Source organism: Variovorax sp. MSC1_012, assembly GCF_023667525.1.
In the GTDB taxonomy this organism is placed as follows: domain Bacteria; phylum Pseudomonadota; class Gammaproteobacteria; order Burkholderiales; family Burkholderiaceae_C; genus Variovorax; species Variovorax beijingensis_B.
Window position 1 is genome coordinate 1,510,578 of record NZ_CM174443.1, and the last position, 26,628, is coordinate 1,537,205.

Consider the following 26,628-nt stretch of genomic DNA (forward strand, 5'->3'; position numbering starts at 1 on the left):
CATGGCTTGCGCGGCGGCTGCGCAAAGTGGGGGGTACGAGGAAGGAGGTCATGGCCGCAATCCTAGCGGCGGGATTCTTTGAAGTAAAGACTATTTACGCCACGTGTGGCGCAATGGCCGCGCATTGTGGGAGGCGTGCAACAGCGGCGGCGCGCGCCGATAATGTGCGGTTTGCCTGCCGCGCCTTCCCGAACAGCTTTCCCCTTGACGACCACGACACCTTCCGCCCCCTTGCGCATCGACTTTCCCGAATCGCTTCCGGTCTCCGGCCGGCGCGATGAAATCATGGCCGCCATCGCGGCGCACCAGGTGGTGATCGTCTGCGGCGAAACGGGCTCGGGCAAGACCACCCAGCTGCCGAAGATCGCGCTGGCGCTCGGCCGCGGCAAGCTCAATGCACCGCCGGGCCAGGGCCGGCTCATCGGCCACACGCAGCCGCGGCGCATTGCCGCCAGCTCGGTCGCCAAGCGCATCGCCGAAGAGCTGAAGACGCCGCTGGGCGACGTGGTCGGCTTCAAGGTGCGCTTCCAGGACCGGCTGAGCCGCGATGCGTCGGTCAAGCTCATGACCGACGGCATCCTGCTGGCCGAGACGCAGACCGATCCGCTGCTCAAGGCCTACGACACGCTGATCATCGACGAGGCGCACGAGCGCTCGCTCAACATCGACTTCCTGCTCGGCTACCTGCGCGAAATCCTCCCGCGCCGGCCCGACCTGAAGGTGATCGTGACCTCGGCCACCATCGACGCCGAACGCTTCGCGCAGCACTTTGCCTCGGCCGCCCCGCCGCCGGGCCGCCCCAAGGCGGGCGACGCCCCCTCGGGGGGCAGCGACGACGCGCAGCGCGGAGCGTGGGGGCCAATGATTCCCGCGCCCACCATCATGGTGTCGGGCCGCACCTTCCCGGTCGAGCAGCGCTACCGGCCCTTCGAGGAATCGCGCGAGCACGATTTGAACGACGCCATTGCCGATGGCGTCGACGAGCTCTGGCGCGATCCGCACAACGCCGGCGACATCCTGGTCTTCTTGCCCGGCGAGCGCGAGATCCGCGAGGCCGCCGACCACCTGCGCCGCCATCTGAGCCACCAGCCGCTGTTTCGCAATGCCGAGGTGCTGCCGCTGTTCGCCCGGCTGTCGGGCCCCGAGCAGGACCGCATCTTCGACAGCCATTCGGGCCGGCGCATCGTGCTGGCCACCAATGTGGCGGAAACCTCGCTCACGGTGCCGGGCATCCGCTACGTGATCGACACCGGCACCGCGCGCGTGAAGCGCTACAGCTTCCGCAGCAAGGTCGAGCAGCTGCTGGTCGAGCCGATCAGCCAGGCCGCGGCCAACCAGCGCGCCGGCCGTTGCGGCCGCGTGGCGAACGGCATCTGCATCCGGCTCTACGACGAGAAGGATTTCGAAGGCCGGCCGCGCTTCACCGATCCCGAGATCCTGCGCTCGTCGCTCGCCGGCGTGATCCTGCGCATGAAGTCGCTGCGCCTGGGCGACGTGGCGCGCTTTCCATTTCTCGAGGCGCCGTCGCCGCGCGCGATTGCCGACGGCTACCAGCTGCTCAACGAGCTGGGCGCGGTCGACGACGCCAACGAACTCACGGCCACGGGCGCCGAACTCGCCAAGCTGCCACTCGATCCGCGCGTGGGCCGGATGATTCTTGAAGCCCGCACGCGCGGCGCGCTCGAAGAGGTGCTGATCATTGCGTCGGCGCTCAGCGTGCAGGACGTGCGTGACCGGCCAATGGACGCGCAGCAGCAGGCCGACCAGGCGCATTCCAAGTTCGACGACGAGAAGAGCGAATTCAGCGGCTACCTGCGGCTGTGGAAATGGATCGCCGATGCACGCGGCGGCCATGGAGACACTCACAAGCTCAGCAACCGCCAGTACGAGCAGCTGCTGCGCCAGAACTTCATCAACATCCGCCGCGTACGCGAATGGCGCGACATCCATTCCCAGCTGCTCACGGTCGTGACCGAGCACAAGTGGCGCATCAACGCCGAGCCGGCTGGCTACGAGCCATTGCACCTGTCGATGCTCGCGGGCCTGCTCGGCAACGTAGGCTGGAAGCTGGAAGACGACGAGGCGTATCTGGGGGCGCGCGGCATCAAGTTCTACAAGCATCCGGGCGCGCACCTGAAGAAGAAGCCCGGCCGCTGGATCGTCGCGGCCGAACTGGTCGAGACCACGCGCCTCTTCGGCCGCGGCATCGCCAACATCGAACCGCAGTGGCTCGAGCAAGTGGCCGGCCATCTGCTGAAGAAGCAGCTGCTCGACCCGCACTGGGAGAAGAAGGGCGCACAGGTTTCGGCATTGGAGCGCGCGACGCTCTACGGCCTCGTGGTGTACAGCGGGCGTCGGGTCGATTTCACCAAGGTCGATCCGGTCGCGGCGCGCGAGATCTTCATCCGCGAAGCGCTGGTCGGCGGGCAATGGGAAAGCAAGTTCCCGTTCCTCGCGGCCAACCGCAAGCTGGTGCGCGAGGTCGAGGGGCTGGAGCACAAGGCACGCCGGCAGGACGTGCTGGTCGACGACGAACTGATCTTCGCCTTCTACGACGCGCAGCTGCCCGCCGACGTGGCAAGCGGCATCAGCTTCGAGAACTGGTACCGCCATGCCTCGAGGGAGCAGCCGCGCCTGCTTTTCCTGACGCGCGAGGAACTGATGCGCCACCAGGCGGCGGGCATCACCACGCAGTCCTTTCCGCCCACGCTGCGGCTGGGCGGCGTCGACTGCGCGGCCAGCTACCTGCACGAGCCGGGCGATGCGAAGGACGGCCTCACGGCCAGCGTGCCGCTCTTCGTGCTCAACCAGGTGAGCGAAGAGCGCTGCGAATGGCTGGTGACGGGCATGCTCAAGGACAAGATCCAGGCGCTGCTCAAGAGCCTGCCGCAGCGCCCGCGCTCGCGGCTGGTGCCGCTGCCCGAGTCGGCGGCCAGGCTGGCGGAAGAGCTTTCGGCGCCCGAGGTGTTCGGCCATGGCTCGCTGACCGACGTGCTGCTCAAGCGCGTGCGCGACGCCACGAGCATCGACGTCAAGCGCGCCGACTTCAAGCTCGACATGCTGCCGCCGCACCTGTTCATGAACCTGCGCATCGTGGACGAGCACGGGCGCCAGCTTGGCATGGGACGCAACCTGGGCGCCCTCAAGGCCGAGCTGGGCGCGCAGGCGCGGGGCGCTTTCCAGGCCCTCGCCGGCCTCAACGTCAAGGCTTCGGCGGACCGCAAGCCGGTAGATGCCACCGAGGGACGCGGGCAGGCAAAGGGCAATGCCGCCGCGCCGGCCCCCGCCGCGCCCAGCCTGCCCGCGGGCCAGCGCTACACGAACTGGAGCTTCGGCGAACTGCCCGAGCTGATGGAAGTTCGGCGCGGATCGCAGTCACTGATCGGATTTCCGGCGCTACGCGACGAAGGCGATGCCGTCACCATCGAGGTGTTCGACGAGCCCGCCGTGGCGGCCGCGAAGCATCGCGCCGGGCTGCGCCGCCTGTTCGCGCTGCAGCTGAAGGACGCACTCAAGTACCTCGAGAAGAACATCCCCGACCTGCAGAAGATGGCCGTGGCCTACATGCCGCTGGGTACCTCCGAGGAGCTGCGCACGCAGATCATCGACGTGGCGATCGACCGGGCCTTCCTGCAGGAGCCGCTGCCCACCGACGAGTTCGCGTTCAAGCGCCGCCTCGAAGAAGGCCGCGGCCGGCTCACGCTGATCGCCAACGAGGTGGCGCGCCTGGCCTCGGCCATCCTGGCCGAGTACGCGGCCGCCGCGCGCAAGATCAAGGACACGAAGATCCAGCCCGAGGCCGTGCAGGACGCCGCGCAGCAGCTGCAGCGCCTGGTCGGCAAGCGTTTCATTGCCGACGCGCCGTGGACGCAGCTGCAGCATTTCGCGCGCTATCTCAAGGCCATCGTGCTACGGCTCGACAAGCTGCGCGGCGACCCCGCGCGCGATGCCGCCAAGCTGGCCGAGCTGCGGCCGCAGGAGCAGCGCTACTGGCGGCTGGTGGCCGAGCGCAAGGGCGTGGTGGACGAACGCATGCTTGAATTCCGCTGGCTGCTCGAGGAGCTTCGCGTGAGCTTCTTCGCGCAGGAGCTGCGCACGCCGCAGCCGGTCAGCATCAAGCGGCTGGACAAGGCCTGGGCCCAGCTGCAGGCCTGAGCGGGATCGGCGGGCGACAAAAAAAAGCCCGCTTCTCGCGGGCTTCCTTCAGGTGCCGGAACTCCCGGGCAGCGTCATATGCGGCCCATCAGCACCAGGATGATGATGATCAGCAGGACCAGGCCCAGCCCGCCGCTGGGCCAGTAGCCCCAGCTCCGGCTGTAACCCCAGCTCGGCAGCGCACCGATCAGAAGCAGTATCAGAACGATCAGCAGAATGAACGAGAGGGACATGCGTTTCTCCTGGGCCTTGTTGTTACGAGATTCATGCTCGATCTCAGGAGACCCGCGGCACGCCGGATAGCCGCTTCTTCGGTGGTCAGGGCTTTCCTACCGGCGTCGTCGGCATTCAAGCCGTGCGAGCCCGTTCAAAGCCGTGCGAGCCGATCCAGCGCCGCAATCAGCGTCTCGTCCTTCTTGGCAAAGCAGAAGCGGACCACGCGCTGGTCGAAGCCATTGCCGTAGAACGCCGACAGCGGAATCGCCGCCACGCCGATCTCGCGCGTGAGCCACAGGCAGAACTCGGCTTCGGACAGATCGCTCACCGCCGAGATGTCGACGCACTGGAAATAGCTGCCCTCGCTGCGCAGCAGCCTGAAGCGGGTCTTCTGGGCCAGGCCGGCGGCGAACAGGTCGCGCTTGCGCTGGTAGAAGGCGGGCAGCTCGAGGTACGGCTTTGGCTCGGCCATGTACTGCGCGAGCGCATGCTGCATCGGCGTGTTGACGGTGAACACGTTGAACTGGTGCACCTTGCGGAACTCGGCCATCAGGGGCGCGGGCGCGGCCACGAAGCCGACCTTCCAGCCGGTGACGTGGTAGGTCTTGCCGAAGCTGCTCACGATGAAGCTGCGCGCCGCGAGGTCCGGGAAGCGCGCCACGCTCTCATGCTGCGCACCGTCGTAGACCATGTGCTCGTAGACCTCGTCGGCAATCACGAGGACGTCGGTCGGGGCCAGCAGCTCCTCGAGCTTGCGCATCTCGGCGGCGGTCCAGACCGTGGCGCTCGGGTTGTGCGGCGTGTTGACGATGATCGCCCGTGTGCGCGGCGTGAGCGCCGCGGCGATCTTGTCGAAGTCGGGGCGGAAGGTGCCGGGCACGAGCGGCACGCGCACCACGCGGCCGCCGGCCAGCTCGATGTTGGGCACATAGCTGTCGTAGCAGGGCTCCAGAACGATCACCTCGTCGCCCGCGCGTACCACGGCAAGGATGGCGGTGATGATGGCCTGCGTCGCGCCGGCGGTGACGGTGATCTCGTCGGCGGCGCTGTAGTCGTGGCCGTAGAGCGCCGAGATCTTGCCTGCAATGGCTTCGCGCAATGCCGGGATGCCGGGCATCGGCGGGTACTGGTTGTGGCCCGCGGCCATGGCGGCCGTGACGTCTTCGAGCAGCTTCGGGTCGCAGTTGAAGTCGGGGAAGCCCTGGCCGAGGTTCACCGCATTCTTTTCTGCCGCGAGCGCGGACATCACGGTGAAGATGGTGGTGCCTACGGCGGGCAGCTTGGTGGCGATCTCCGGGGTGCGGGGGGAGGAAGGAAGGGCGCTCATGGTGGTGCTCGGAATCGGATTCGGAATCGGGGTCTGGATCAAAGTTCGTAGTCTTGCTGGTGGCCGCTCAGGGCCTTGGCGATCAGGTTGCGGTCGAGCCGGTCGGACAGCAGCTCGGCAAACTTGAAGACGAAGTTGCGCAGGTAGGCGCTGCGCTTGAACGCCACGCGCGCGATGTTCTGGCCGAAGACGTGGCCCATGGGACGCACCACGAGATCGGCGTTCGATTCGTCGCGGACCGCCATCTCGGCCACGATGCCCACGCCGAGGCCCAGGCGCACGTAGGTCTTGATCACATCGGAGTCGATGGCTTCGAGCGCAATGCGCGGCGTGAGCTTCTTCTGCGCAAAGGCATGGTCGATGCGTGTGCGGCCGGTGAACGACGGGTGGTAGGTGATGATGGGTTCGTGCGCCAGGTCTTCGAGCGAGATGCGCTCCTTGGCCGCCAGCGGATGGTCCTTGGGCAGCACCAGCACGTGCTGCCATTCGTAGCAGGGCAGGGTCACGAGCTCGGTGTAGTCCGAGAGCGATTCGGTGGCAATGCCCACTTCGGCGATCTCGTCGATCACCATGCGCGCGACCTGGTCGGGCGAGCCCTGGTGCAGGCTCACGTTGACCTTGGGGTAGGCCTCGCGCAGCTTGGCCACCGGCACCGGCAGCACGTAGCGCGCCTGGGTGTGGGTGGTGGCGATCGAGAGCGTGCCGCTGTCCTGCGCGCTGAACTGCTCGCCGATGCGCTTGAGGTTGCCGACTTCGCGCATGATCAATTCGATGCTCGCGATGACGTGCTGGCCCGGCTCGGTGACCCGCTTCAGGCGCTTGCCATGGCGCGCGAAGATCTCGACGCCGAGCTCTTCCTCGAGTTCGATGATGGCCTTGGACACGCCCGGCTGCGAGGTGTGCAGCGCCTTCGCCGCCTCCGTCAGGTTCAGGTTGCGCCGCACGGCTTCCTGAACAAACTTGAACTGGTGCAGATTCATATCAAATTCCGTCTTATTACGGAATTCATTATGCCTTCGGAGTCTATGGAAATTGCCGGAACTTCAAGATTTGCTTGCAATTCTGGCCAGCAGATCGACCAGTTCGGGCTCTTCGCCAACGATACCGGCCAGCTGGAAGTCGACTTGCGCCCAGGCCTGGCGCAGCGCCTCCACCTGCAGTGGCAAGTCTTCGCGCGCGTGCTTGCCCATGCCGAGGAAGAGCGGAACCACCCGGACCACCTTGGCGCCGCTGGCGACCAGGGCTGCGGCGGCGGTGCGCAGGTCGGGCGCCGCAAGCTCCATGTAGGCACAGACCACGCGGGCCTGCGGGTCGAGCGCCGTGACGCGTGCGGCCACCGCCTCGATGGGCTCGCGCCAGCGCTCGTCGCGCGAACCGTGGGCCAGCAGCACGATGCCCCTCGCATTCCCCGTTGCCATCTGCGCTACCTTCGAAGCACCAGCCAGCTGAAGGCGGCAAGCGACATCACTGAATAGATGAGCCCGGGCGCCGCCGCCGTCAGCCATGGCGACCAGTTGCTCAGGTTGCCGAGATAGCCGAACACGTTGTTCAGCAGGAAGAAGCTGATGCCGATCATCACGCCGCCGAACACATAGGTGGTGATGCCGGCCTGGCGGAAGTGCAGATAGGCGAAGGGCAGGGCGAGCACCACCATCACCAGGCATGAAAGCGGGTAGAAGACCTTGCGCCAGAACTGGATCTCGTAGCGCTGCGCGGTCTGGCCGTTGGCCTCCAGGTGCTGGATGTAGTCGAACAGGTCGATGGTGCCCATGCGGTCGGGCCGCAGCAGCGCCACCGACACCATTTCGCTGGTCAGCGTGGTCGGCCAGTCGAGCTGCGGCACCTTGGTGGTCACGATGCGGGCCTTTTCCGCGGAGGTGCGCGTCTCGTAGTCCTGCAGCTCGACGTCCGACAGCTGCCAGTGGTCGTCGAAGATGCGGGCCGATGACGCGACGAGCTGCTTGCGCACATAGCCGTTGGCATCGAACTCGAAGATGCGCGCATTCTTGAGCGAACCGTCGCGCGCGATGGACAGCACGTTGACGGCATAGGACACGTTCTCGCGCTTTTCCTTGAGCCATGCACCCGTGTTGCCGACGAGCGAATAGGAGCCCTGGTAGCGGGACTTGAGCAGCTGGCCGGTGCGCTCGGAAGCCGGTGCGATGTAGTCGCCGATGGCAAAGGTCAGAAAGACGAAGCCCACGCCCAGCAGCAGCAGGGTGCGCAGGGCGCGCCACGGCCCCAGGCCGCTGGTGCGAAGGATGGTGTATTCGGAGCTTTGCGCAAGGCGCGCCATCACGAAGATGCAGCCGATCAGCACCGTGATCGGGAGCAGTTCGTAGAGGTGGCTCGGAATCAGCAGGGTCACGTAGATCAGTGCCTGCGCGGGGCCGTAGGCAAGGCTTTCAGGCCTGCCGATCGACTGCAGCTCGTCGACGAAGTCGAAGAAGAAGAACAGGCTCAGGAAGCCGAGGGTCACGAAAGCCACGGCCTTCAGTGCCTCGACATAGATCAGGCGTCGGATTGTTTTCACGAGGTCGGGTCGATTTTCGAGGGCGGCGAAGGCGGCAGGCCACCGGCCATGACGTGCTCGGTCCTGCGCCTGCGGCCCCAGTTGTTGTTGCGCAGGAGCAGCCAGGCGACGCCGATCAGCAGGACACCGCCGTGCAGCAGCAGCATGAACGAGCCCATGCCGAAGCGCCCGGAACTGATCCAGCTCTGGCCCAGGTTGAGCATGTTGTAGTAGACGACGAAGGCGAACAGCGCGAACAGCAGGTTGCCGCTTCGCCCCACGCGCGGGTTGACGCTCGACACCGTGAGCGCCAGCAGCACGAAATTGATGGCCGCCAGCAGCATGCCGATGCGCCAGGCCAGTTCGCCGCGGCTGGCGTCGCCGGGCTCGCGCAGCAGCTGGAGCGTGGGCTTGGCGCGCGCGGGCGTGTTGTCCGCGGAGAAGTCGGAGGTGCCGCCGGCCCGGGTGCCATAGGTCTCGAATTCGCTGATCTTGAGCCCCTCGGTGGGCAGCAGTGGCCGCTCGAGCCGCTGCCCGTTGCTCAGCATCAGGAAGCGGTTGTTGCCGACGTTCTCGATGCGTCCGCTGCGCGCCGACGTCGTGATCTGCAGCCCCCGCTCGATCGCCCAGATGAACACATTGGTGGCCGTGGCGCCGTCCGGCGTGTCCTTGTCGATGAAGAAGACCCGCATGCGCCCGGACGATTCGCGGAATTCGCCCGGCGTGACGCGCTCGATGTCGCTGCGCCCTTCATATTGCGCCCGCATGCCGATGGTCTGCGAGTTGGCCCAGGGCCAGCCCAGCAGCGCCATGACGGCGATCAGCACCAGCACCGGCCAGGCAAAGCGGAACAGCGGCTCGACGAAATCGGCCAGGCCCCGTCCGCTGGAAAACCAGATCACCATCTCGCTGTCGCGGTACATGCGCGACAAGGTGCCGACAATGGCGATGAACAGGCTCAGGCTCAGGATGGTCGGCATGTAGCCGAGCACCGTGTACGCCATCACGAGAAACACTTCGGACGGGTTCACGCTGCCCTTGGAGGCGAGCCCGAGCGTGCGGATGAGCATCATGGTCATCACGATGGTGACCAGGACCACGAGGGTCGCTCCGAAGCTGCGCGACAGCTCCTTGCGTAGGGAAGAATGGAATAACATCGTTCGAGGAAAAAAAGGATTATGGACTTTCAGCTCAAGACCCTCACCGTCGCCCGCGCCGCGGCCGAAAAATCCGACGTGCTGATCGTGCTCGTCGGCAGCGCCCCCCTCACCGCCAAGGACCCGCTGTCCGCGCTGATTGCCAGCGCCCGCAAGGCCGGCGACCTGCCCGACAAGGCCGGCAAGCTGCTCGCGCTCTACCACCCCGACGAGGTGGTGGCCTCGCGCGTGGTGCTGGCCGCCATCGGCGACGCAAAGCCCGCCTCGGTGCGCAGCGGCGTCATTGCGGCGGTCAATGCGGCCAAGGCCTACGGGCCCAAGCGCGTGGTCATGGCCTTCGCGCAAGAGGCCGATGGCGCCGCCGTGGCCTGCGCCGTGGCCGCCGCCGCCGACGCCAGCTACGTCTACACCACCACCAAGGCCAAGGCCTCGAACGGCGAGAACGGGCGCACCATCCGCCACCTGACGCTCGGCGTGGCCGATGCCGCAGCAGTGGGCAAGGCCTTCGACGAAGCCCGTGCCACCGTCTCCGGCATCGAACTCGCAAAAGAGTGGGGCAACCGCCCCGGCAACTACTGCACGCCCACGCTGCTGGCCGAGGCGGCCAAGGAGCTCGGCAAGCTGCCCCGCATCAAATGCGAGGTGCTGGGGCCCAAGGAAGTGCAAAAACTCGGCATGGGCTCTTTTGCGGCCGTGGCGCAAGGCTCGGCCGAGCCGCTGCGCTTCATCGTGCTGCGCTATCAGGGCGGGCCCAAGGACCAGGCGCCCGTGGTGCTGGTCGGCAAGGGCATCACCTTCGACACCGGCGGCGTCTCGCTGAAGCCGGCGGCCGAAATGGACGAAATGAAGTTCGACATGTGCGGCGCGGCCAGCGTGCTGGGCACCTTCCGCACGCTCGGCGAAATCCAGCCCGCCATCAACGTGGTGGGCCTCGTGCCCTCGTGCGAGAACATGAACGACGGCCGCGCGATCAAGCCCGGCGACGTGGTGACCAGCATGAGCGGCCAGACCATCGAAGTGCTCAACACGGATGCCGAAGGCCGCCTCATCCTGTGCGATGCACTCACCTATGCCAAGCGTTTCGAGCCCGCGGCCGTGATCGACATCGCCACGCTCACCGGCGCCTGCGTGGTGGCGCTGGGCGGCGTGCGCAGCGGCCTGTTCACCAGCGACGATTCGCTGGCCGACGCGCTCCATGCGGCCGGCGAGCAGTCGCAGGACCGCTGCTGGCGGCTGCCGCTGGACGACGAATATGCCGAAGGCCTGAAGAGCAACTTTGCCGATGTCGCCAACGTGGCCGGCCGTGCCGGCGGCGCCATCACCGCGGCCAAGTTCCTGCAGCGCTTTGCCGGCGATTTCGCCTGGGCCCACCTGGACATCGCGGGCACGGCCTGGAAGAGCGGGGCGGCCAAGGGCTCGACCGGCCGGCCGGTGGGCCTGCTGGTCTCCTATCTGATGGAACGCGCGCGCAGCGGCGCGGCCCAGGCGGCATCGCCCAGGAAGGCGGCGCGCAAGGAGCCCGGCGCGGCCGCGCGCAAGGCCCGGTCCGCGCAGTGACGGAAATCGGCTTTCACTTCAATCTGCCGGACAAGGCGAACTATGCCTGCCGGCTGGTCCGCAAGGCCGTGAGCGCGCGCGGCTTGCGGGTGGTCGTGGTGGGCGAGCCGCAGATGCTGGAGGCGGTCGATGCGGCGCTCTGGCAGCTCTCGCCCTGCGACTTCATCGCGCATTGCCGCGGCGATGCGCAGCCCCACCTGGTGGCGCGCTCGCCGGTCATTCTTTGTACCGAGGGCACGGACGCCGCGGGGCTCGCGCACCGCGAGATGCTGGTCAATCTCGGGCCCACAGTGCCCGTCGGCTTCGAGCGCTTCGAGCGTCTGGTCGACATCGTGAGCAACGAGGCCGACGACCGGCAGATCGGCCGCTCGCGCTGGCGCCACTATGCCGACCGGGGCTATTCGATCCAGCCGCACGACTTTGCGAGGAGCGCTTCCTGATGGCCAGCACGCTGCGTACGCCGCCCCGGTTCGTTCCCACGCTGACCACGGTGCTCGACCTGCCGGCCGAGCCGCTGGGCGCCCCCGAGGCGGCAACGCCCGCCAGCGCGCCGCCACCACCGGCGATCGACCCCGCCGAAGCGGTGGCATTGCCGCCGGCCGAGCAGCGCTCCGAGGCCGAAATCGTCCGCCTCGAAGAGCAGCTTCTGCACCGCGTCCTGCAGCGCGTCGACCTGTCCCTGGAAGAGCGCCTGAGCGACACGGTCTCTGCCGCCGTGCAGCAGCAACTCGATGCGATGGTGCCTCGGTTGCGCGAGGAAATCGAGGCCGTGCTGCGTGCTTTGGTGATCGAGGCCATGGCCGCCGAGCTCTCTGAAAACACAGGGTCTACGCCAGCTTCCGGCGCATAAAGCTTCAGCTAAACTGCGCGCCAGGTCGATGGGGCGGGAGGGTGCCGCTGGACTGCGGCGCGAAACTTGCGAGGTCTTCGCGCCCGGATCACACGACCGGTTTTTAGTTTATTCATCAATGTTCTGGAGGTTCTCATGCAATTGAAATGGACTGCGGTCGCACTGGCTGCTCTCACGCTTGTGGCTTGCGGCAAGAAAGAAGAAGCTGCTGCGCCCGCCGCTCCGGCGCCCACGGCAGCGGCTCCCGCACCTGCAGCGCCTCCGGCAGACGCATTGATCGTCAAGATCGGCCACGTCGGCCCCACCAGCGGCGCCATTGCCCACCTGGGCAAGGACAACGAGTTCGGCGCCAAGATGGCCATCGAAGACCTCAATGCCAAGGGCCTCAAGATCGGCGACAAGGTTGCCAAGTTCGAACTGCTGGCAGAAGACGACGCCGGCGATCCGAAGCAAGGCACCGCAGTGGCCCAGAAGCTGGTCGACAGCAAGGTCAACGGCATCGTCGGCCACCTGAATTCGGGCACGACCATTCCCGCTTCCAAGCTCTACAGCGACGCTGGCATTCCGCAGGTCTCGCCATCGGCCACCAATCCCAAGTACACGCGCCAAGGCTTCAAGACCACGTTCCGCGTGGTGGCCGACGACACGCAGCTCGGCGGCACGCTGGGCAAGTACGCCGTCGAAACGCTCAAGGGCAAGAACATTGCCGTGATCGACGACCGCACGGCCTACGGCCAAGGCGTTGCCGAAGAGTTCGAGAAGGCAGCCAAGGCCGCCGGCGCGACCATCGTCGGCCACGAGTTCACCACCGACAAGTCGACCGACTTCAACGCCATCCTGACCAAGCTCAAGGCTGCCAAGCCTGACGTGCTGTTCTTCGGCGGCATGGACGCCGTTGGCGGCCCGATGCTCAAGCAGGTCAAGCAGCTCGGCCTGAACGTCAAGTTCATGGGTGGCGACGGCCTGTGCACCGGCGAACTGCCGAAGCTGGCTGGCGATGCCATCGGCGAAGAGATGGTGGTTTGCGCCGAAGCCGGCGGTGTGGACGGCGACTTCAAGCAGCCGCTGGAAGACTTCAAGGCCAAGTTCAAGGCCAAGAACGGCGTGGAAGTGCAGATCTACGCACCGTACGTCTACGACGCGGTCAACGTGCTGGCCGAAGCCATGGTCAAGGCCGGTTCTTCCGATCCTGAAAAGTACCTGCCCGAAGTCGGCAAGGTGCAATACAAGGGCGTGACCGGCCCGATCGCCTTCGACGAAAAGGGCGACATCAAGAACGGCGCGCTGACGCTCTTCACCTACAAGGGTGGCGTGCGTACGCAGATCGCCGTGGTTCGCTGATCCAGGCGCGTAAAAGAGAAAAGGGCCTTCGGGCCCTTTTTTTTGCGCGTGCCGGCCGCTCTTCTCAGGCCAGGGTTGCAAACCCCGAGGGCCGGTCGGTGTTGCAGTATTCGATGAAGGCGTCGAGATCGCGCGACTTGTCGAATACCGCATCGGCGCCCAGCGCTTCGCAGCGTGCGCGGATGTCGGCGGTGACGTAGTTGCTCAACACCACGACGCGCTGGCCCGGACCACGTGCCTTGCAGCCCGAGAGCACGCCCAGGCCGGAGCCTTCCTTCAGGAACAGGTCGACGATGAGCAGCTGCCAGTCATGGGGATGAAGGGCGAGCCAGGCGAGGGCATCCGTTTCGGTTTCGGCAAAGCCGACGACCTGGCCATTGACCAGATCTTCGAGGGCCGGGACCAGATTGTCCCTGATGGTCTTGTTGTCCTCGACGAGGAACGTGATGAGGGCCATGCCGTGGTTTCGTTCTGAGAACCAATAGCGTAGCGTGCCGGAGGCGGCCGCAGCGTAGGAGAAGGGATACGGACAGCGCGTTCTGGCGCGGCGCTGCGCTCAGTGCTTGTTGTCGGAGCGGATCCTTGCCTTGAGCTCTTCGGCCAGTGCCTGGCTTTCATCGCGCTCGGCCGTCACTTCGCGGCGCTTCTCGATTTCCTCGCTCAGCGCCGCGTTGACCTCGGCCAGCTTCTCGGCCGATTTGGCGAGCTTCTGCTCGAGCTGGCCCGTCTGCTCGATGGCCTGCGCCACTTCGCCAACCTGCACTTCGTCCGGAAGCTCCTGTTCGAGCACCGTGTTCACGACCGCGAGATTGTCCGAGGCCCGCTGCACATCGGCGGCCACTTCCTCGCTCTTCTTGAGCGTCTTGTCGAGCGACGTCTTGCCACGCGGCACGGTGGGGGACTGTCCAGCCATCGAGGCTCCTCCTTTTGCAGGCTTGAAAGTAAAACCTTTGGATGGTACCGCCAGACGAAGCGGGCCGGGCCAATCTCCCAGTTGCTTCAAGGCAACGCACTTTCCCAACAAAAAACCCATCAAAGCGTTTCTGCATTGATGGGTTTGATGTGGGTAAACATGCTGACGGGTTGGAAACCCGCATGAAACCTATGACTTCTCTGGCGGAGCAGGCGGGATTCGAACCCGCGGAGGGCTATTAACCCTCACACGCTTTCCAGGCGTGCGACTTAAACCGCTCATCCACCGCTCCTGAGCCTTCGATTGTAGCAGTCGCTCAGGCCGGATTTTGCGGCTTGCCGGCCTGGACCATGCGCATCGCGGAAGCGATGAGGGCGGCGGTTTCGCTCATGTTGCTCGGCACGATCAGCGTGGTCTTGGAATCGGCCGCGACCTTGCCGTAGGCGTCGACCGCGCGCTCGGCCACCTTGAGCTGCACGGCCTGCTCGCCGCCGGGCTGGCGGATGGCGGCTGCCACGCGTTCGATGGCGTCGGCCGTAGCGGTGGCCACTGCGGTGATGGCGGCGGCCTCGCCCTGGGCATTGTTGATCTGGGCCTGCTTCTCGCCTTCGGAGCGGGCGATGAAGGCCTCGCGCTCGCCGGTGGCGATGTTGATCTGCTCCTGGCGGCGGCCTTCGGAGGCGGCGATGAGGGCGCGCTTGCCGCGCTCGGCGGTGATCTGCGCCTGCATGGCCAGCAGGATTTCCTTGGGCGGCGTCAGGTCCTTGATCTCGTAGCGCAGCACCTTCACGCCCCAGTTGAGCGCCGCCTCGTCGATGGCCGCGACCACCTGCGCATTGATGACGTCGCGCTCCTCGAAGGTCTTGTCGAGTTCGAGCTTGCCGATCACGCTGCGCAGCGAGGTCTGCGCCAGTTGCGTCACGGCCACGATGTAGTTCGACGAGCCGTAGCTCGCCCGCATCGGGTCGGTCACCTGGAAGTACAGGATGCCGTCGACCTGCAGCTGGGTGTTGTCGCGCGTGATGCAGATCTGGCTCGGCACGTCGAGCGGGATTTCCTTCAGGCTGTGCTTATAGGCGACCCGGTCGATGAACGGGATCAGGAAGTTGGGCCCGGGCGTCATGGTGCCGTGGTACTTGCCCAGGCGCTCGCGCACCCAGGCGTTCTGCTGCGGCACGAACTTGACCGACTGGCTGATGAAGATGATCGCAATGACCAGGATGATGATGGGTACCGAAAATTCCATGGTTTTCTCCTCTAGGGTTCTGTTCTGATCAGGTCTTGTCGACCACGAGGCGGCTGCCCACCACCTCGACCACGCGGTGTTCGCCGGTGGTGGGGGCCTGGCCCGAGCGCGGGACCACGGTCCACTGGGCGCCGCGATAGCGAACGGTGGCGGTGCCGTCGGGGTTCCATGCCTCGACGTGGATGATCTCGCCGATGTCCAGGTTGACATCGCGGTTCGATGCCGTGGGCGCAGCGGCCGGGCGCCGGCGCTGGATGGCATACCAGACCAGGACGGCCCCTACGCCGACGACCGCCGCCACGACCAGTTGCGCGACGGTGCCGGCGCCCAGGTGCGCCGCAACGGCAGCCGCCGCGAAACCGGTCGCCAGCAGCAACAGGTAGACCGTGCCGGAAAGCAACTCCAGCACGACGGCGGCCCCCGCTATCAGCCACCAGATGGTGGAATTCGCCATGACTTCTCCTCTTTGGTGAATGCACGACATTCTGTGTCAAAACCTGACTCAATCCTTCATCCGAATTCCGTACACTTCGCGCCTCATTGCCTGTCCGGAGCCCTGCTCATGAAATTTCGCTTCCCCATCGTCATCATCGACGAGGACTTCCGCTCCGAAAATACCTCGGGCCTCGGCATTCGCGCGCTCGCGCAGGCCTTCGAAAGCGAGGGCTTCGAGGTGCTGGGCGTCACGAGCTACGGGGACCTGAGCCAGTTCGCGCAACAGCAAAGCCGCGCCAGCGCCTTCATCCTGTCGATCGACGACGAGGAATTCACGGTCGGCCCCGACCTCGATCCCGCCGTGCTGAGCCTGCGCAGCTTCATCGGCGAGGTGCGCCGCAAGAACGCCGACGTGCCGATCTACATCTACGGCGAGACCAAGACCTCGCGCCACATCCCGAACGACATCCTGCGCGAGCTGCACGGCTTCATCCACATGTTCGAGGACACGCCGGAGTTCGTGGCGCGCCACATCATCCGCGAGGCCAAGAGCTATCTCGAGGGCGTGCAGCCGCCGTTCTTCAAGGCGCTGATCGACTACGCCGAAGACGGCTCGTACTCGTGGCACTGCCCGGGCCATTCGGGCGGCGTGGCATTCCTGAAGAGCCCGGTGGGCCAGATGTTCCACCAGTTCTTCGGCGAGAACATGCTGCGCGCCGACGTCTGCAACGCGGTGGAAGAACTCGGCCAGCTGCTCGACCATACCGGTCCGGTGGCGGCCAGCGAGCGCAATGCGGCGCGCATCTTCAACGCCGACCATTGCTTCTTCGTGACCAACGGCACCAGCACCAGCAACAAGATGGTCTGGCACCACACGGTGGCGCCCGACGACGTGGTGGTGGTCGACCGCAACTGCCACAAGTCGATCCTGCACGCGATCATCATGACCGGCGCGATTCCGGTGTTCATGAAGCCCACGCGCAACCACTTCGGCATCATCGGCCCGATTCCGAAGAGCGAGTTCGAACAGAGCGCCATCAAGGCCAAGATCAAGGCCAATCCGCTGCTGGCCGACGTGGACCCCAACAAGGTCAAGCCGCGCGTGATGACGCTCACGCAGTCGACCTACGACGGCGTGATCTACAACACCGAGACCATCAAGAACATGCTCGACGGCTACGTCGACACGCTGCACTTCGACGAGGCCTGGCTGCCGCATGCGGCCTTCCACCCGTTCTACGGTGCCTACCACGCGATGGGCAAGCGCCGCGTGCGGCCGAAGGAGTCGCTGGTGTTTGCCACGCAGTCGACCCACAAGCTGCTGGCGGGCATCAGCCAGGCCAGCCACGTGCTGGTGCAGGACTCGCAGAACCGTGCGCTCGACCGCGACCTGTTCAACGAGGCCTACCTGATGCACTCGTCGACCAGCCCGCAGTACGCGATCATCGCGAGCTGCGACGTGGCCGCGGCCATGATGGAGCCGCCCGGCGGCACGGCGCTGGTGGAAGAAAGCATCCTGGAGGCGCTCGACTTCCGCCGCGCCATGCGCAAGGTGGAAGACGAATTCGGCAAGGACGAGTGGTGGTTCAAGGTCTGGGGCCCCGAGAAGCTCGTCGACGAAGGCATCGGCCGCGCCGAAGACTGGATCATGACGGGCGAGAAGAACGGCAAGCAAAGCAAGAACAAGAAGTCGCCGCGCAATTGGCACGGCTTCGGCGAGCTGGCCGACGGCTTCAACATGCTCGACCCGATCAAGTCGACCATCGTGACGCCGGGCCTCGACCTGGAAGGCAACTTTGCCGAGACCGGCATCCCCGCGAGCGTGGTGACCAAGTTCCTGGCCGAGCACGGCGTGATCGTGGAGAAGACCGGGCTCTACAGCTTCTTCATCATGTTCACCATCGGCATCACCAAGGGCCGCTGGAACACGCTGCTCACGGCACTGCAGCAGTTCAAGGACGACTACGCGCGCAACCAGCCGATGTGGCGCATCCTGCCGGAGTTCTGCCAGCAGCACCCCGGCTACGAACGCCTGGGCTTGCGCGACCTGTGCCAGCACATCCACCAGCTCTACGCACGCTACGACGTGGCGCGCCTGACGACCGAGATGTACCTGAGCGATCTCACGCCGGCCATGAAGCCGAGCGACGCCTTCGCCCACATTGCGCACCGCAAGACCGAACGCGTGGAGATCGACGAGCTCGAAGGCCGCATCACCACGAGCCTGATCACGCCGTATCCGCCGGGCATTCCGCTCCTGATTCCGGGCGAGGTGTTCAACAAGAAGATCGTCGACTACCTGCGGTTCTCGCGCGAGTTCAACTCGCAGTGCCCTGGCTTCGAGACCGACATCCACGGCCTGGTGGCGCGCGTCGACGAAACCGGCAAGAAGCGCTACTACGCGGACTGCGTGGCCGCGTCGAAGAAGTAGGCAAGCGGCAAGGAAGCGGGGAGGGGGCGCGCGCAGCGGGCGCGCTGCGCTTCACGCGGGCCGGTCGCTGTGCACCCGCATGAAGCGCGCGAACCTGGGCAAGCCGCCCGGGTTGGTGCCGTTGTAGCGGTAGGTCACCCAGCTTCCGATGGCGGGCGGGTTCTCGCGCTCAGCGTCGGTCAGGCCGCTGCCGAGCTTGAAGCGCTTGCCCTCGGGAGTTTCGACCAGCAGCGCGCCCAACCGGCCGCTGTGCCGGCCCTTGCCGGGCATGTGCCCGACCACCCGGGCCTCGGCGTCGTCGTGGGTCTTGACCTTGAGCAGGTCGTTGTTGCGTTCGGCGCGGTAGAGCGATCCGCCCCGGTGCAGCATCAGGCCTTCGCCGCCCATCTTCACCGTCTTGGCGAGCAGGGCCTGCAGCTCCGCATGGGTGGTTGCGCGCTCCTGCGGCACGGGCATCACCCACGGCGCATCGGTGATCGGCAGCAGTTTGCGCAGGACGGCCAGCCGCGCCGTGAAATCACCGCCCTGGGCCGGGAGGTCGAACACCATGAAGCGCATGCCGTGCCAGGCGGCATCGTTGGGCGTCTGGCTGCGCACGGTGGAAACCGCATGCGCGAACTGGCCCCTGCCTGCCCAGAGCTCGCCGTCGAGCGGCTGCTTGGGCAGCGGCGCAATGAACCAGGTGGGCGCCACCACCGGTTCGCCGCCGCGCGTCCACAGCTGCTTGCCGTCCCAGTAGCCGCGCACGCCGTCGAATTTTTCGCTGACCCAGTAGTCGTCCAGCGACATGCCGGGGCGATAGACCTCGGCCAGCATCAATGCCGGCGCGGCCTCGCGCGCGGCGGCCACGCGGGCCGCCAGCGCGCCGAGGCCGGCGAGCAGGAGGGAACGTCTGTTCAGCACGAGGCCGCTGCCGATCGATTACTCGGCCATGCCCGCCACGACGTTGCTGAAGCCGCCGTCCACATAGGTGATCTCGGCGGTGACGCCGCTGGCCAGGTCGCTCAGCAGGAAGGCAGCCACGTTGCCGACTTCCTCGATGGTCACGTTGCGCCGGATCGGCGAGGCATCGGCCACGGCGGACAGCATCTTGCCGAAGCCCTTGATGCCGCTGGCCGCCAGCGTCTTGATCGGCCCGGCGCTGATGCCGTTGACCCGCATGCCCTTGGGGCCGAGCGAAGCTGCGGTGTAGCGCACCGAGGCCTCGAGCGAGGCCTTGGCCAGGCCCATGGTGTTGTAGTTGGGCAGCGCGCGCTCGGCGCCGAGGTAGGTCAGCGTGAGGAGCGCCGACTTGTCGTTGAGGTAGGGCAGGGCCGCCTTGGCCATGGCCGGGAAGCTGTAGGCACTGATGTCGTGCGCAATCTTGAAGCCCTCGCGCGACAGCCCTTCGAGGAAGTCGCCCGCGATGGCCTCGCGCGGCGCAAAGCCGATGCTGTGCACGAATCCGTCGAACCTGGGCCATGCCTGGGCCAGGTCGGCAAAGAGCTTGTCGATCTGCGCGTCGTCGCCCACGTCGCAGTCAAAAATAAGCTTGGAGCCGAAGTCTGCGGCGAATTCGGTGATACGGTCCTTGAATCGCTCGCCGACGTAGCTGAAAGCAAGCTCGGCGCCTTGTTCGTGACAGGCCTTGGCTATGCCGTAGGCAATGGAGCGATTGCTCAACACGCCGGTGATCAACAGTTTTTTGCCGGAAAGAAAGCCCATGAAGTTGCCTCGTGAAAATCTTGGGCAGAATTCTCGCATGCGGGTTTGGCTGCTTCTTTTTCTGGCGCTCTCGGCGGCTCCTTCATGGGCCGCCCATGCCTACGCGCAGTTCGGCGATATCAAGTACTCGCCGGGCTTCACCCACTTCAGCTACGTCAATCCGAACGCGCCCAAGGGCGGCGAGATACGGATGGTGCCGCCCACGCGGCCCACCAACTTCGACAAGCTCAACCCGTTCACGCTCAAGGGCACGGCGCCCTCGGGCATCGGCCCGCTGATGTTCGAGAGCCTGATGACGGGCAATTCCGAAGAGCCGACCACGGGCTATGGCCTGCTCGCCGAAGACGTCGAGGTGGCACCCGACCGCCTCTCGGCCACCTTTCGCCTGAACCCCAAGGCGCGCTTCAACGACGGCTCGCCGGTGCTGGCGGCCGACGTGGTGCATTCGTTCAACACCCTGACCGGTCCGCTGGCCGCGCCGCAGTACCGCACCATCTACGCCGAAGTGAAGAAGGCCACGGCCACCAGCGAGCGCGTCGTGCGCTTCGACTTCGCGAGCCCGAACCGCGAACTGCCGCTGGTGATCGGCGGCATGGCGGTCTTCAGCCGCCAATGGGGCGGGGGCAAGCCCTTCGACCAGATCGTCACCGACATGCCGATCGGCTCCGGCCCCTACAAGCCGGCCAGCGACCGCCTGGGCCGCGACATCACCTACGTGCGCCGCGCAGACTACTGGGGCGCCGACTTGCCGGTGCGCAAGGGGCTCTACAACTTCGATCGCATCACTTTCCGGGTCTACCTGGACGAAACCGCGCGCTTCGAGGGCCTGAAGGCCGGCGAGTTCGACTTCATGCGCGAATTCACCTCGCGCAACTGGGCGCGCCAGTACAAGGGCAAGCAGTTCGACAGCGGCGAGATCGTCAAGCGCGCCTTCGAGAACCACAACCCGGGCGACTTCCAGGGCTACGTGTTCAACATCCGCAAGGACAAGTTCAAGGATGCGCGCGTGCGGCAGGCCATTGGCCTGGCGATGGACTTCGAGTGGCTCAACCGCCAGCTGTTCTATGGCATCTACACGCGGGTGCAGGGCTACTTTCCCAACAGCGAGTTCCACGCCGAGGGCCTGCCCAAGCCCGACGAACTGGCGCTGATGGAGCCGCTGCGCGGCAAGCTCAAGCCCGAGGTGTTCGGCCCGGCCCCGCAGCCGCCGAGCACGGCGCCACCCAACAGCCTGCGCGAGAACCTGCGCAAGGCGAGGGCGCTGCTGCAAGAGGCCGGCTGGACCTATCGCGACGGCGCGCTGCGCAACGCGAAGAACGAGGCCTTCACGATCGAGTTCCTCAACGATCAGCCCGGGCTGATCCGCGTCGTGACGCCGCTGCAGACGGCGCTGCGCAAGCTCGGCATCGAGATGACGTTCCGCACGGTCGATTTCTCGCTCTCGCAGCAGCGCATGCAGAACTTCGACTTCGAGATGACCTCGCTGCGCCTGCCCGGCAACAGCGCTCCGGGCGGCGAACTGCTCGAGTTGTTCGGCTCGAAGGCGGCCGACACGACGGGCTCGTCCAATATCTGGGGCATTGCCGATCCGGCGGTCGACGCGGTGGTCGGCAAGGTGCTGGCGGCCACCACGCGGCCCGAGCTGGCCACGGCCATGCGTGTGCTCGACCGGGTGCTCTCCAATGGCTACTACTCGATTCCGCAGTACTACGGCAACGCGTTCCTGGTCGGCTACCGTCCGGCGCCGTTCGTGCTGCCGCCGACCATTCCGCCGTACTACGATGCCGGCGACTGGGCGCTCACCACCTGGTGGGCTTCGCCCATCAACAAATGACACGGCCGCACCGGACATGAACACCGAATGACCAGCTACATCCTCAAGCGCCTGCTGCTGATGATTCCCACGCTGTTGGGCGTGCTCGTCATCACCTTCGGCGTGATCCAGTTCGTGCCGGGCGGCCCGGTCGAGCAGATGGTGGCGCAGCTGCAGGGGCGCGACTCGGGCGGCGAGCGGGCCGCGGCCAGCGGCGCCGGCTACCGCGGCCGCCAGGGCCTCGACCCGCAGCGCGTCGAGGAGATCCGCAAGCTCTACGGCTTCGACAAGCCTGCCCACGAGCGCCTGTGGACCATGCTGAAGTCGTTCGCGCGCTTCGACCTCGGCACCAGCTTCTACCAGCGCAAGGACGTCTGGCAGCTCATCAAGGAGAAGATGCCGGTGTCGATCAGCCTCGGCCTCTGGACCTTCTTCATCAGCTACCTGATCGCGGTGCCGCTCGGCGTGGCCAAGGCGGTGAGGGCCGGCACGCGCTTCGACTTCATCACCACGCTGATCGTGCTGATCGGCTATGCCATCCCGGGCTTCGTGCTGGGGGTGGCGCTGCTCGTGATCTTCGGCGGGCAACTGCAGTGGTTTCCGCTGCGCGGCCTCACGTCGCCCAACTGGGAGAGCATGAACTGGGGCGCGCGCATCGTCGACTACCTGTGGCACATCGCGCTGCCGGTGACGTCGATGGTGCTCGGCAGCTTTGCCGTCACCGCCATGCTCACCAAGAACTCCTTCCTCGAGGAAATCCGCAAGCAGTACGTGCTGACCGCGCGCGCCAAGGGGCTGTCGCAGCGGCAGGTGCTCTGGAAGCATGTGTTCCGCAACGCGCTGATTCCGATCATCACCGGCTTTCCGTCGGCCTTCATCGGCGCGTTCTTCACCGGCTCGCTGCTGATCGAGACGCTGTTCACGCTCGACGGCCTGGGCCTCTTGAGCTACGAGAGCGTGATCCGCCGCGACTATCCCGTGGTGCTGGGCACGCTCTACCTGTTCACGCTGATCGGCCTGGTCACCAAGCTGATTTCCGATCTCTGCTATGTCTGGGTCGATCCGAGGGTCAAGTTTGACTAGCGCCGCCATTGTTTCCGCGAGCCCGGGCCGCCGCGCCTGGCGCCGCTTCCGCCGCAATCCGCTGGGGTTCTGGAGCCTGGTCGTCTTCTCGATCCTGGTGGTGCTGAGCCTGTTCGCCGAGCTGCTGTCCACCGAGAAGCCGCTGGTCGTGCGCTACGCCGGTCAGACCTACTTCCCCGTGCTGCGCGACTACTCCGAGAAAACCTTCGGTGGCGACTTCGAGACGCCCGCCGACTATCTCGACCCGTTCATCCAGAAGCGCATCACCGAGGGCGCCAACTGGGCGCTCTATGCACCCAACCGCTACGGCCCGCGCACGCTGAACTACTTTGCCTCCCAGCCCAATCCCGCGGCGCCCTCGCGCGAGAACTTCTTCGGCACCGACGACCGCGGCCGCGACCTGCTGGCACAGCTGATCTACGGCTTTCGCGTGAGCGTGCTGTTCGGCCTGGCGCTGACCGTCATCGGCACCGTGCTGGGCGTGGCGGCGGGGGCGGTGCAGGGCTATTTCGCGGGCAAGATCGACCTCGCGTTCCAGCGCTTCATCGAAATCTGGGCGTCGATGCCCGAGCTCTACCTGCTGATCATCTTCAGCGCGATCTTCGCGCCCAGCGTGGCGCTGCTGCTGATCCTGCTGAGCCTGTTCGGCTGGATGGGCCTGGCCGACTACGTGCGCGCCGAGTTCCTGCGCAACCGCCAGATGGACTACGTGCGCGCCGCGCGTGCGCTGGGCGTGGGCAACCTGCAGATCATGTGGCGCCACATCCTGCCCAACAGCATGGTGCCGGTCGTCACCTTCCTGCCGTTTCGCATGAGCGCGGCCATCCTGGCGCTGACCTCGCTCGATTTCCTGGGCCTGGGCGTGCCGCCGGGCACGCCGTCGCTGGGCGAACTGCTGAGCCAGGGCAAGGCCAACATCGATGCCTGGTGGATCTCGCTGTCGACCTTCGGCGTGCTGGTCGTGACGCTGATGCTGCTCACCTTCATGGGCGACGCGCTGCGCGATGCCCTCGATCCGCGGAAGGCCGACAAGTGAGCGAAATGAAGCACCATCAGCCGCTGCTGGACGTGAAAGAGTTGCGCGTGGCCTTCGGCGGCAAGGAGGTGGTGCACGGCATCGACTTCCGCGTTGCCGCGGGCGAGAAGCTCGCGCTGGTCGGCGAATCGGGTTCGGGCAAGACCGTGACGGCGCTGTCGCTGCTGCGGCTGGCGCAGAACGCTGACGTGACGGGCACCGCGACCTTGTTCGGTGCTGCAGATGCGTCGAGCGGGCGCGACCTGCTCTCGATCCCGGAACGGGAGCTGCGCGGCGTCCGCGGCAAAGAGATCGCGATGATCTTCCAGGAGCCGATGACCGCCCTCAACGCGCTCTACACCGTGGGCGACCAGATCGCCGAGGTGCTCGAACTGCACGAGGGCCTGTCGGCGCGCGCGGCCCAGGCGGCCGCCGTGCAGCTGCTGGCCGACACCGGCATTCCGGAGCCGGCGCGGCGGGCGAGGGCGTTTCCGCACCAGCTTTCGGGCGGCCAGCGCCAGCGCGCGATGATCGCCATGGCGCTGGCCTGCAAGCCGCGCCTCCTGTTGGCCGACGAGCCGACCACCGCGCTCGACGTTACCGTGCGCGCGCAAATCCTCGAGCTGCTCGCCGATCTGCAGCGCAAGCATGGCATGGCCGTTCTGCTCATCACGCACGACCTCAACCTGGTGCGCCGCTTCGCCGACCGGATCGCCGTGATGGAAGGCGGCCACGTGGTGGAGCAGGGCGCAGTCGCGACCGTGTTCGAGGCGCCGCAGCACGCCTACACCCGCAAGCTGATCGACAGCCACCCCGAGCGCGATGTCACCGCCGCGCCCGCAGGTGCCGGCGCGCGGCCGGTGCTCGAGGCCGCCGGCCTGCGCGTGAGCTACCCGGTGCCGCGGCCCGGTTTTTCCGGCTGGTTCCGCAAGGGCGAATTCATCGCTGTGCAGAACGCGGACTTCCGCATCGCGCCGGGCGAAACGCTGGGCGTGGTGGGCGAGTCCGGATCGGGCAAGTCTACGCTGGCGCTGGCCGCGCTCGGGCTGCTGAAGCACCAGGGCGCACTCAAGGTGGATGGCAAGGGCTGGGCGGTGGACCGGAGTTCCGAGCTGGCCTTGCGCCGCGTCATGCAGGTGGTTTTCCAGGACCCGTTCTCCTCGCTCTCGCCGCGCATGACGGTCGAGCAGATCGTGGGCGAGGGACTGCGCGTGCACGCGCCCGAGCTCGACACGGCGCAGCGCCGCGCGCGGGCGCTGGCGGCGCTGGCCGACGTGGGCCTGGGCGAGGCGCAGTTTCCCTCGCTGCTCGACCGCTATCCGCACGAGTTCTCGGGCGGGCAGCGCCAGCGGCTCGCGATTGCGCGCGCGCTCATCGTCGATCCGCAGCTGCTGGTGCTCGACGAGCCCACCAGCGCGCTCGACGTGACGATCCAGAAGCAGGTGCTGGGCCTGCTGCAGCGCCTGCAGCGCGAGCGCGGCCTGAGCTACCTGCTGATCACGCACGACGTGGAAGTGATCCGCGCCATGGCGCACCAGGTCATCGTGATGAAGGACGGCGCCATCCTCGAAGCCGGTGCGGTCGAGCGGGTGCTCGATGCGCCCGAGCACCCCTACACCAAGAAACTGGTGGCCGCAGCGCTGCTGGAATAGAACAACGGAATCGAAGGAAATGTCGGATATCGGACAGGACAGGCGCGGTGCCTGGCGCGCGGCACTGGCCTGCATGGTGACCTTGGCCGTTGCCATGGGCCTGGGGCGCTTTGCCTTCACGCCCATGCTGCCGATCATGCTGCACGAGGGAAAGCTCCAGCTCGAGGCGGGCGGCGTGCTGGCATCGCTCAATTACCTCGGTTACTTTCTTGGCGCGGTCAGTTGCGCGGCCATCGGTATCCAGGCCAAGACCATGGTGCGCGGCGGCCTGGTGGCCACGGCGGCGCTGCTGGTGGGCATGGGCGTGCTCCACAGCTTCACGAGCTGGGGCATCCTGCGCACGGCGGCCGGCGTGATGAGCGCCTGGGTCTTCGTCTTCGCGTCTGGCTGGGGGCTGCGGCGGCTGGCCGAGACGAATTCCCCGGCACTGGCCGGCGTGATCTACACCGGCCCCGGCATCGGCATCGCGATGACCGGCCTGCTCGGCGGCGCCTTGGGGCGCTGGGGATCGGAGGCGGGATGGATCGGCCTGGGCCTGCTGGCGGTGGTGCTGGTGGCGTCGATCTGGCGCGTGTTCGACGATGGCGAATCGCCCTCGGCGCAAGGCTCCGCGGGCGCGCCGTCCGCCCAGGCCGGTGCGGCCGCGTCGCCTTCCGCGCGCAGCGACGCCGTCTGGCTGGTCGCGCTCTATGGGCTGGCCGGCTTCGGCTACATCATCACCGCCACCTTCCTGCCGGTGATCGCACGCCAGGCGCTGCCGGGCTCGCCGTGGCCTGACTTCTTCTGGCCGCTGTTCGGGCTGGCGATCATCCCGGGCGCGCTGATCGGCGCCCGCGCCCCCATCCACTGGGACAACCGGCTGCTGCTGGCCGCGGCGTATGCGCTGCAGGCGCTGGGCGTGGTGCTATCGGTGGCCTGGCCCACCATCACCGGCTTTGCGCTCGGCAGCCTGCTGCTCGGCATGCCTTTCACGGCCATCACGCTTTTTGCGATGCGGGATGCGCGCCGGCTGCGCGGCAATGCCGCGGCCGGGCTGATCGGCTATGCGACCGCTTCCTATGGTGTCGGGCAGATCATCGGCCCGCTGTTTGCGGCGCCGCTGGCCCAGCGGACCGGGTCTTTCGAGCTTCCGCTGCTGGTGGCGGCCGCCGCATTGGCGCTTGGTTCGGTGCTGTTTGCCGTGGTCTGGTCAAAATCCCGGCGCAAAGTGGCGCTTTGAGC

The 26,628-nt window shown here is 66.5% G+C and carries 23 protein-coding genes and 1 tRNA gene; 11 read left to right on the forward strand and 13 right to left on the reverse strand.

The window, feature by feature from the left end:
- The first annotated feature begins 162 nt into the window (after nt 1-162).
- Nucleotides 163-4,155 carry an ATP-dependent RNA helicase HrpA gene (gene hrpA, locus L1081_RS07095; RefSeq protein ID WP_489415798.1) on the forward strand — a complete coding sequence of 1,331 codons (3,993 nt, stop codon included), beginning with the start codon at nt 163-165 and terminating at the stop codon, nt 4,153-4,155.
- A gap of 74 nt (nt 4,156-4,229) precedes the next feature.
- Here the strand turns inward: hrpA and L1081_RS07100 are convergent, their stop codons facing one another.
- From L1081_RS07100 to lptF, 6 genes are all read right to left on the reverse strand, one after another.
- Entirely contained in the window at nt 4,230-4,388 is a 159-nt protein-coding gene (locus L1081_RS07100; RefSeq protein WP_124959571.1) for a DUF3309 family protein, read from the reverse strand.
- A 134-nt stretch (nt 4,389-4,522) separates the two neighbouring features.
- Entirely contained in the window at nt 4,523-5,698 is a 1,176-nt protein-coding gene (locus L1081_RS07105; RefSeq protein ID WP_489415799.1) for a methionine aminotransferase, read from the reverse strand.
- Between the two features lie 38 nt (nt 5,699-5,736).
- The gene (locus L1081_RS07110) at nt 5,737-6,678 is read right to left on the reverse strand and encodes a CysB family HTH-type transcriptional regulator (RefSeq protein ID WP_012747830.1); all 942 of its coding nucleotides are present in this window, start codon (nt 6,676-6,678) and stop codon (nt 5,737-5,739) included.
- Nucleotides 6,679-6,741: 63 nt separating this feature from the next.
- Nucleotides 6,742-7,116: a CbiX/SirB N-terminal domain-containing protein gene (locus tag L1081_RS07115; protein ID WP_489415800.1), complete on the reverse strand. Its 375-nt coding sequence runs from the start codon at nt 7,114-7,116 to the stop codon at nt 6,742-6,744.
- 5 nt (nt 7,117-7,121) lie between these two features.
- Nucleotides 7,122-8,231, reverse strand: a complete 1,110-nt coding sequence (gene lptG / locus L1081_RS07120; RefSeq protein WP_124959574.1) for an LPS export ABC transporter permease LptG — start codon at nt 8,229-8,231, stop codon at nt 7,122-7,124.
- Nucleotides 8,228-9,367: an LPS export ABC transporter permease LptF gene (gene lptF, locus L1081_RS07125; RefSeq protein WP_489415801.1), complete on the reverse strand. Its 1,140-nt coding sequence runs from the start codon at nt 9,365-9,367 to the stop codon at nt 8,228-8,230. Before lptF ends, lptG begins: the two co-directional genes overlap by 4 nt.
- Nucleotides 9,368-9,388: 21 nt before the next feature.
- Here lptF and L1081_RS07130 point away from each other — a divergent pair, with 21 nt between their 5' ends.
- The 4 genes from L1081_RS07130 to L1081_RS07145 all read left to right on the forward strand — a co-directional run bounded on the left by L1081_RS07130 (nt 9,389) and on the right by L1081_RS07145 (nt 13,115).
- Nucleotides 9,389-10,924, forward strand: a complete 1,536-nt coding sequence (locus L1081_RS07130) for a leucyl aminopeptidase (protein WP_489415802.1) — start codon at nt 9,389-9,391, stop codon at nt 10,922-10,924.
- On the forward strand, nt 10,921-11,364 hold the full coding sequence (locus L1081_RS07135; protein ID WP_489415803.1) for a DNA polymerase III subunit chi: 444 nt from the start codon (nt 10,921-10,923) through the stop codon (nt 11,362-11,364). The genes L1081_RS07130 and L1081_RS07135 overlap by 4 nt, the downstream gene beginning before the upstream one ends.
- Nucleotides 11,364-11,774: a hypothetical protein gene (locus L1081_RS07140; RefSeq protein ID WP_489415804.1), complete on the forward strand. Its 411-nt coding sequence runs from the start codon at nt 11,364-11,366 to the stop codon at nt 11,772-11,774. The genes L1081_RS07135 and L1081_RS07140 overlap by 1 nt, the downstream gene beginning before the upstream one ends.
- A 135-nt stretch (nt 11,775-11,909) precedes the next feature.
- The gene (locus tag L1081_RS07145; protein ID WP_319426085.1) at nt 11,910-13,115 is read left to right on the forward strand and encodes a branched-chain amino acid ABC transporter substrate-binding protein; all 1,206 of its coding nucleotides are present in this window, start codon (nt 11,910-11,912) and stop codon (nt 13,113-13,115) included.
- Nucleotides 13,116-13,179: 64 nt separating this feature from the next.
- On the opposite strand, the gene L1081_RS07150 is transcribed toward L1081_RS07145, so the two are convergent.
- From L1081_RS07150 to L1081_RS07170, 5 genes are all read right to left on the reverse strand, one after another.
- Nucleotides 13,180-13,572: a response regulator gene (locus L1081_RS07150; RefSeq protein ID WP_319426083.1), complete on the reverse strand. Its 393-nt coding sequence runs from the start codon at nt 13,570-13,572 to the stop codon at nt 13,180-13,182.
- Nucleotides 13,573-13,671: 99 nt separating this feature from the next.
- Nucleotides 13,672-14,028 carry a hypothetical protein gene (locus L1081_RS07155; RefSeq protein ID WP_489415805.1) on the reverse strand — a complete coding sequence of 119 codons (357 nt, stop codon included), beginning with the start codon at nt 14,026-14,028 and terminating at the stop codon, nt 13,672-13,674.
- Between the two features lie 201 nt (nt 14,029-14,229).
- Nucleotides 14,230-14,320: transfer RNA gene (locus tag L1081_RS07160), tRNA-Ser, on the reverse strand.
- 24 nt (nt 14,321-14,344) lie between these two features.
- Entirely contained in the window at nt 14,345-15,274 is a 930-nt protein-coding gene (locus tag L1081_RS07165; protein WP_126745910.1) for an SPFH domain-containing protein, read from the reverse strand.
- A 28-nt stretch (nt 15,275-15,302) separates the two neighbouring features.
- The gene (locus tag L1081_RS07170; protein ID WP_489415806.1) at nt 15,303-15,728 is read right to left on the reverse strand and encodes an NfeD family protein; all 426 of its coding nucleotides are present in this window, start codon (nt 15,726-15,728) and stop codon (nt 15,303-15,305) included.
- Nucleotides 15,729-15,836: 108 nt separating this feature from the next.
- Between L1081_RS07170 and L1081_RS07175 the strand changes: the two genes are divergently transcribed.
- A complete protein-coding gene (locus tag L1081_RS07175) occupies nt 15,837-18,140 on the forward strand; it encodes an Orn/Lys/Arg family decarboxylase (RefSeq protein ID WP_489415807.1) in 2,304 nt (767 codons plus the stop codon).
- A gap of 51 nt (nt 18,141-18,191) precedes the next feature.
- On the opposite strand, the gene L1081_RS07180 is transcribed toward L1081_RS07175, so the two are convergent.
- Entirely contained in the window at nt 18,192-19,043 is an 852-nt protein-coding gene (locus L1081_RS07180) for a DNA ligase (protein ID WP_489415808.1), read from the reverse strand.
- 18 nt (nt 19,044-19,061) lie between these two features.
- Entirely contained in the window at nt 19,062-19,844 is a 783-nt protein-coding gene (gene fabI / locus L1081_RS07185) for an enoyl-ACP reductase FabI (RefSeq protein ID WP_012747844.1), read from the reverse strand.
- Between the two features lie 37 nt (nt 19,845-19,881).
- Here fabI and L1081_RS07190 point away from each other — a divergent pair, with 37 nt between their 5' ends.
- From L1081_RS07190 to L1081_RS07210, 5 genes are read left to right on the forward strand one after another with little or no spacing between them, the layout of a single operon-like run.
- A complete protein-coding gene (locus tag L1081_RS07190; RefSeq protein ID WP_489415809.1) occupies nt 19,882-21,678 on the forward strand; it encodes an ABC transporter substrate-binding protein in 1,797 nt (598 codons plus the stop codon).
- Between the two features lie 27 nt (nt 21,679-21,705).
- Nucleotides 21,706-22,740: a microcin C ABC transporter permease YejB gene (locus tag L1081_RS07195; RefSeq protein WP_319438100.1), complete on the forward strand. Its 1,035-nt coding sequence runs from the start codon at nt 21,706-21,708 to the stop codon at nt 22,738-22,740.
- Nucleotides 22,706-23,776 carry an ABC transporter permease subunit gene (locus L1081_RS07200; RefSeq protein WP_489415810.1) on the forward strand — a complete coding sequence of 357 codons (1,071 nt, stop codon included), beginning with the start codon at nt 22,706-22,708 and terminating at the stop codon, nt 23,774-23,776. Before L1081_RS07195 ends, L1081_RS07200 begins: the two co-directional genes overlap by 35 nt.
- A 5-nt stretch (nt 23,777-23,781) precedes the next feature.
- Nucleotides 23,782-25,407, forward strand: a complete 1,626-nt coding sequence (locus L1081_RS07205) for a dipeptide ABC transporter ATP-binding protein (protein ID WP_489415811.1) — start codon at nt 23,782-23,784, stop codon at nt 25,405-25,407.
- A 19-nt stretch (nt 25,408-25,426) separates the two neighbouring features.
- Nucleotides 25,427-26,626, forward strand: coding sequence for a YbfB/YjiJ family MFS transporter (locus tag L1081_RS07210; RefSeq protein ID WP_489415812.1), 1,200 nt, complete (start codon nt 25,427-25,429; stop codon nt 26,624-26,626).
- Nucleotides 26,627-26,628: the final 2 nt, after the last annotated feature.

Coding starts and splice junctions, on each gene's coding strand:
- lptF (WP_489415801.1), bottom strand. CDS start 9,367: ATGTTATTCCATTCTTCCCTACGCAAGGAGCTGTCGCGCAGCTTCGGA.
- L1081_RS07210 (WP_489415812.1), top strand. CDS start 25,427: ATGTCGGATATCGGACAGGACAGGCGCGGTGCCTGGCGCGCGGCACTG.
- L1081_RS07110 (WP_012747830.1), bottom strand. CDS start 6,678: ATGAATCTGCACCAGTTCAAGTTTGTTCAGGAAGCCGTGCGGCGCAAC.
- L1081_RS07175 (WP_489415807.1), top strand. CDS start 15,837: ATGAAATTTCGCTTCCCCATCGTCATCATCGACGAGGACTTCCGCTCC.
- fabI (WP_012747844.1), bottom strand. CDS start 19,844: ATGGGCTTTCTTTCCGGCAAAAAACTGTTGATCACCGGCGTGTTGAGC.
- L1081_RS07170 (WP_489415806.1), bottom strand. CDS start 15,728: ATGGCGAATTCCACCATCTGGTGGCTGATAGCGGGGGCCGCCGTCGTG.
- L1081_RS07115 (WP_489415800.1), bottom strand. CDS start 7,116: ATGGCAACGGGGAATGCGAGGGGCATCGTGCTGCTGGCCCACGGTTCG.
- L1081_RS07100 (WP_124959571.1), bottom strand. CDS start 4,388: ATGTCCCTCTCGTTCATTCTGCTGATCGTTCTGATACTGCTTCTGATC.
- L1081_RS07155 (WP_489415805.1), bottom strand. CDS start 14,028: ATGGCTGGACAGTCCCCCACCGTGCCGCGTGGCAAGACGTCGCTCGAC.
- L1081_RS07130 (WP_489415802.1), top strand. CDS start 9,389: ATGGACTTTCAGCTCAAGACCCTCACCGTCGCCCGCGCCGCGGCCGAA.
- L1081_RS07200 (WP_489415810.1), top strand. CDS start 22,706: ATGTCTGGGTCGATCCGAGGGTCAAGTTTGACTAGCGCCGCCATTGTT.
- L1081_RS07145 (WP_319426085.1), top strand. CDS start 11,910: ATGCAATTGAAATGGACTGCGGTCGCACTGGCTGCTCTCACGCTTGTG.
- L1081_RS07205 (WP_489415811.1), top strand. CDS start 23,782: ATGAAGCACCATCAGCCGCTGCTGGACGTGAAAGAGTTGCGCGTGGCC.
- L1081_RS07105 (WP_489415799.1), bottom strand. CDS start 5,698: ATGAGCGCCCTTCCTTCCTCCCCCCGCACCCCGGAGATCGCCACCAAG.
- hrpA (WP_489415798.1), top strand. CDS start 163: ATGTGCGGTTTGCCTGCCGCGCCTTCCCGAACAGCTTTCCCCTTGACG.
- L1081_RS07165 (WP_126745910.1), bottom strand. CDS start 15,274: ATGGAATTTTCGGTACCCATCATCATCCTGGTCATTGCGATCATCTTC.
- L1081_RS07190 (WP_489415809.1), top strand. CDS start 19,882: ATGCGGGTTTGGCTGCTTCTTTTTCTGGCGCTCTCGGCGGCTCCTTCA.
- L1081_RS07140 (WP_489415804.1), top strand. CDS start 11,364: ATGGCCAGCACGCTGCGTACGCCGCCCCGGTTCGTTCCCACGCTGACC.
- L1081_RS07150 (WP_319426083.1), bottom strand. CDS start 13,572: ATGGCCCTCATCACGTTCCTCGTCGAGGACAACAAGACCATCAGGGAC.
- L1081_RS07195 (WP_319438100.1), top strand. CDS start 21,706: ATGACCAGCTACATCCTCAAGCGCCTGCTGCTGATGATTCCCACGCTG.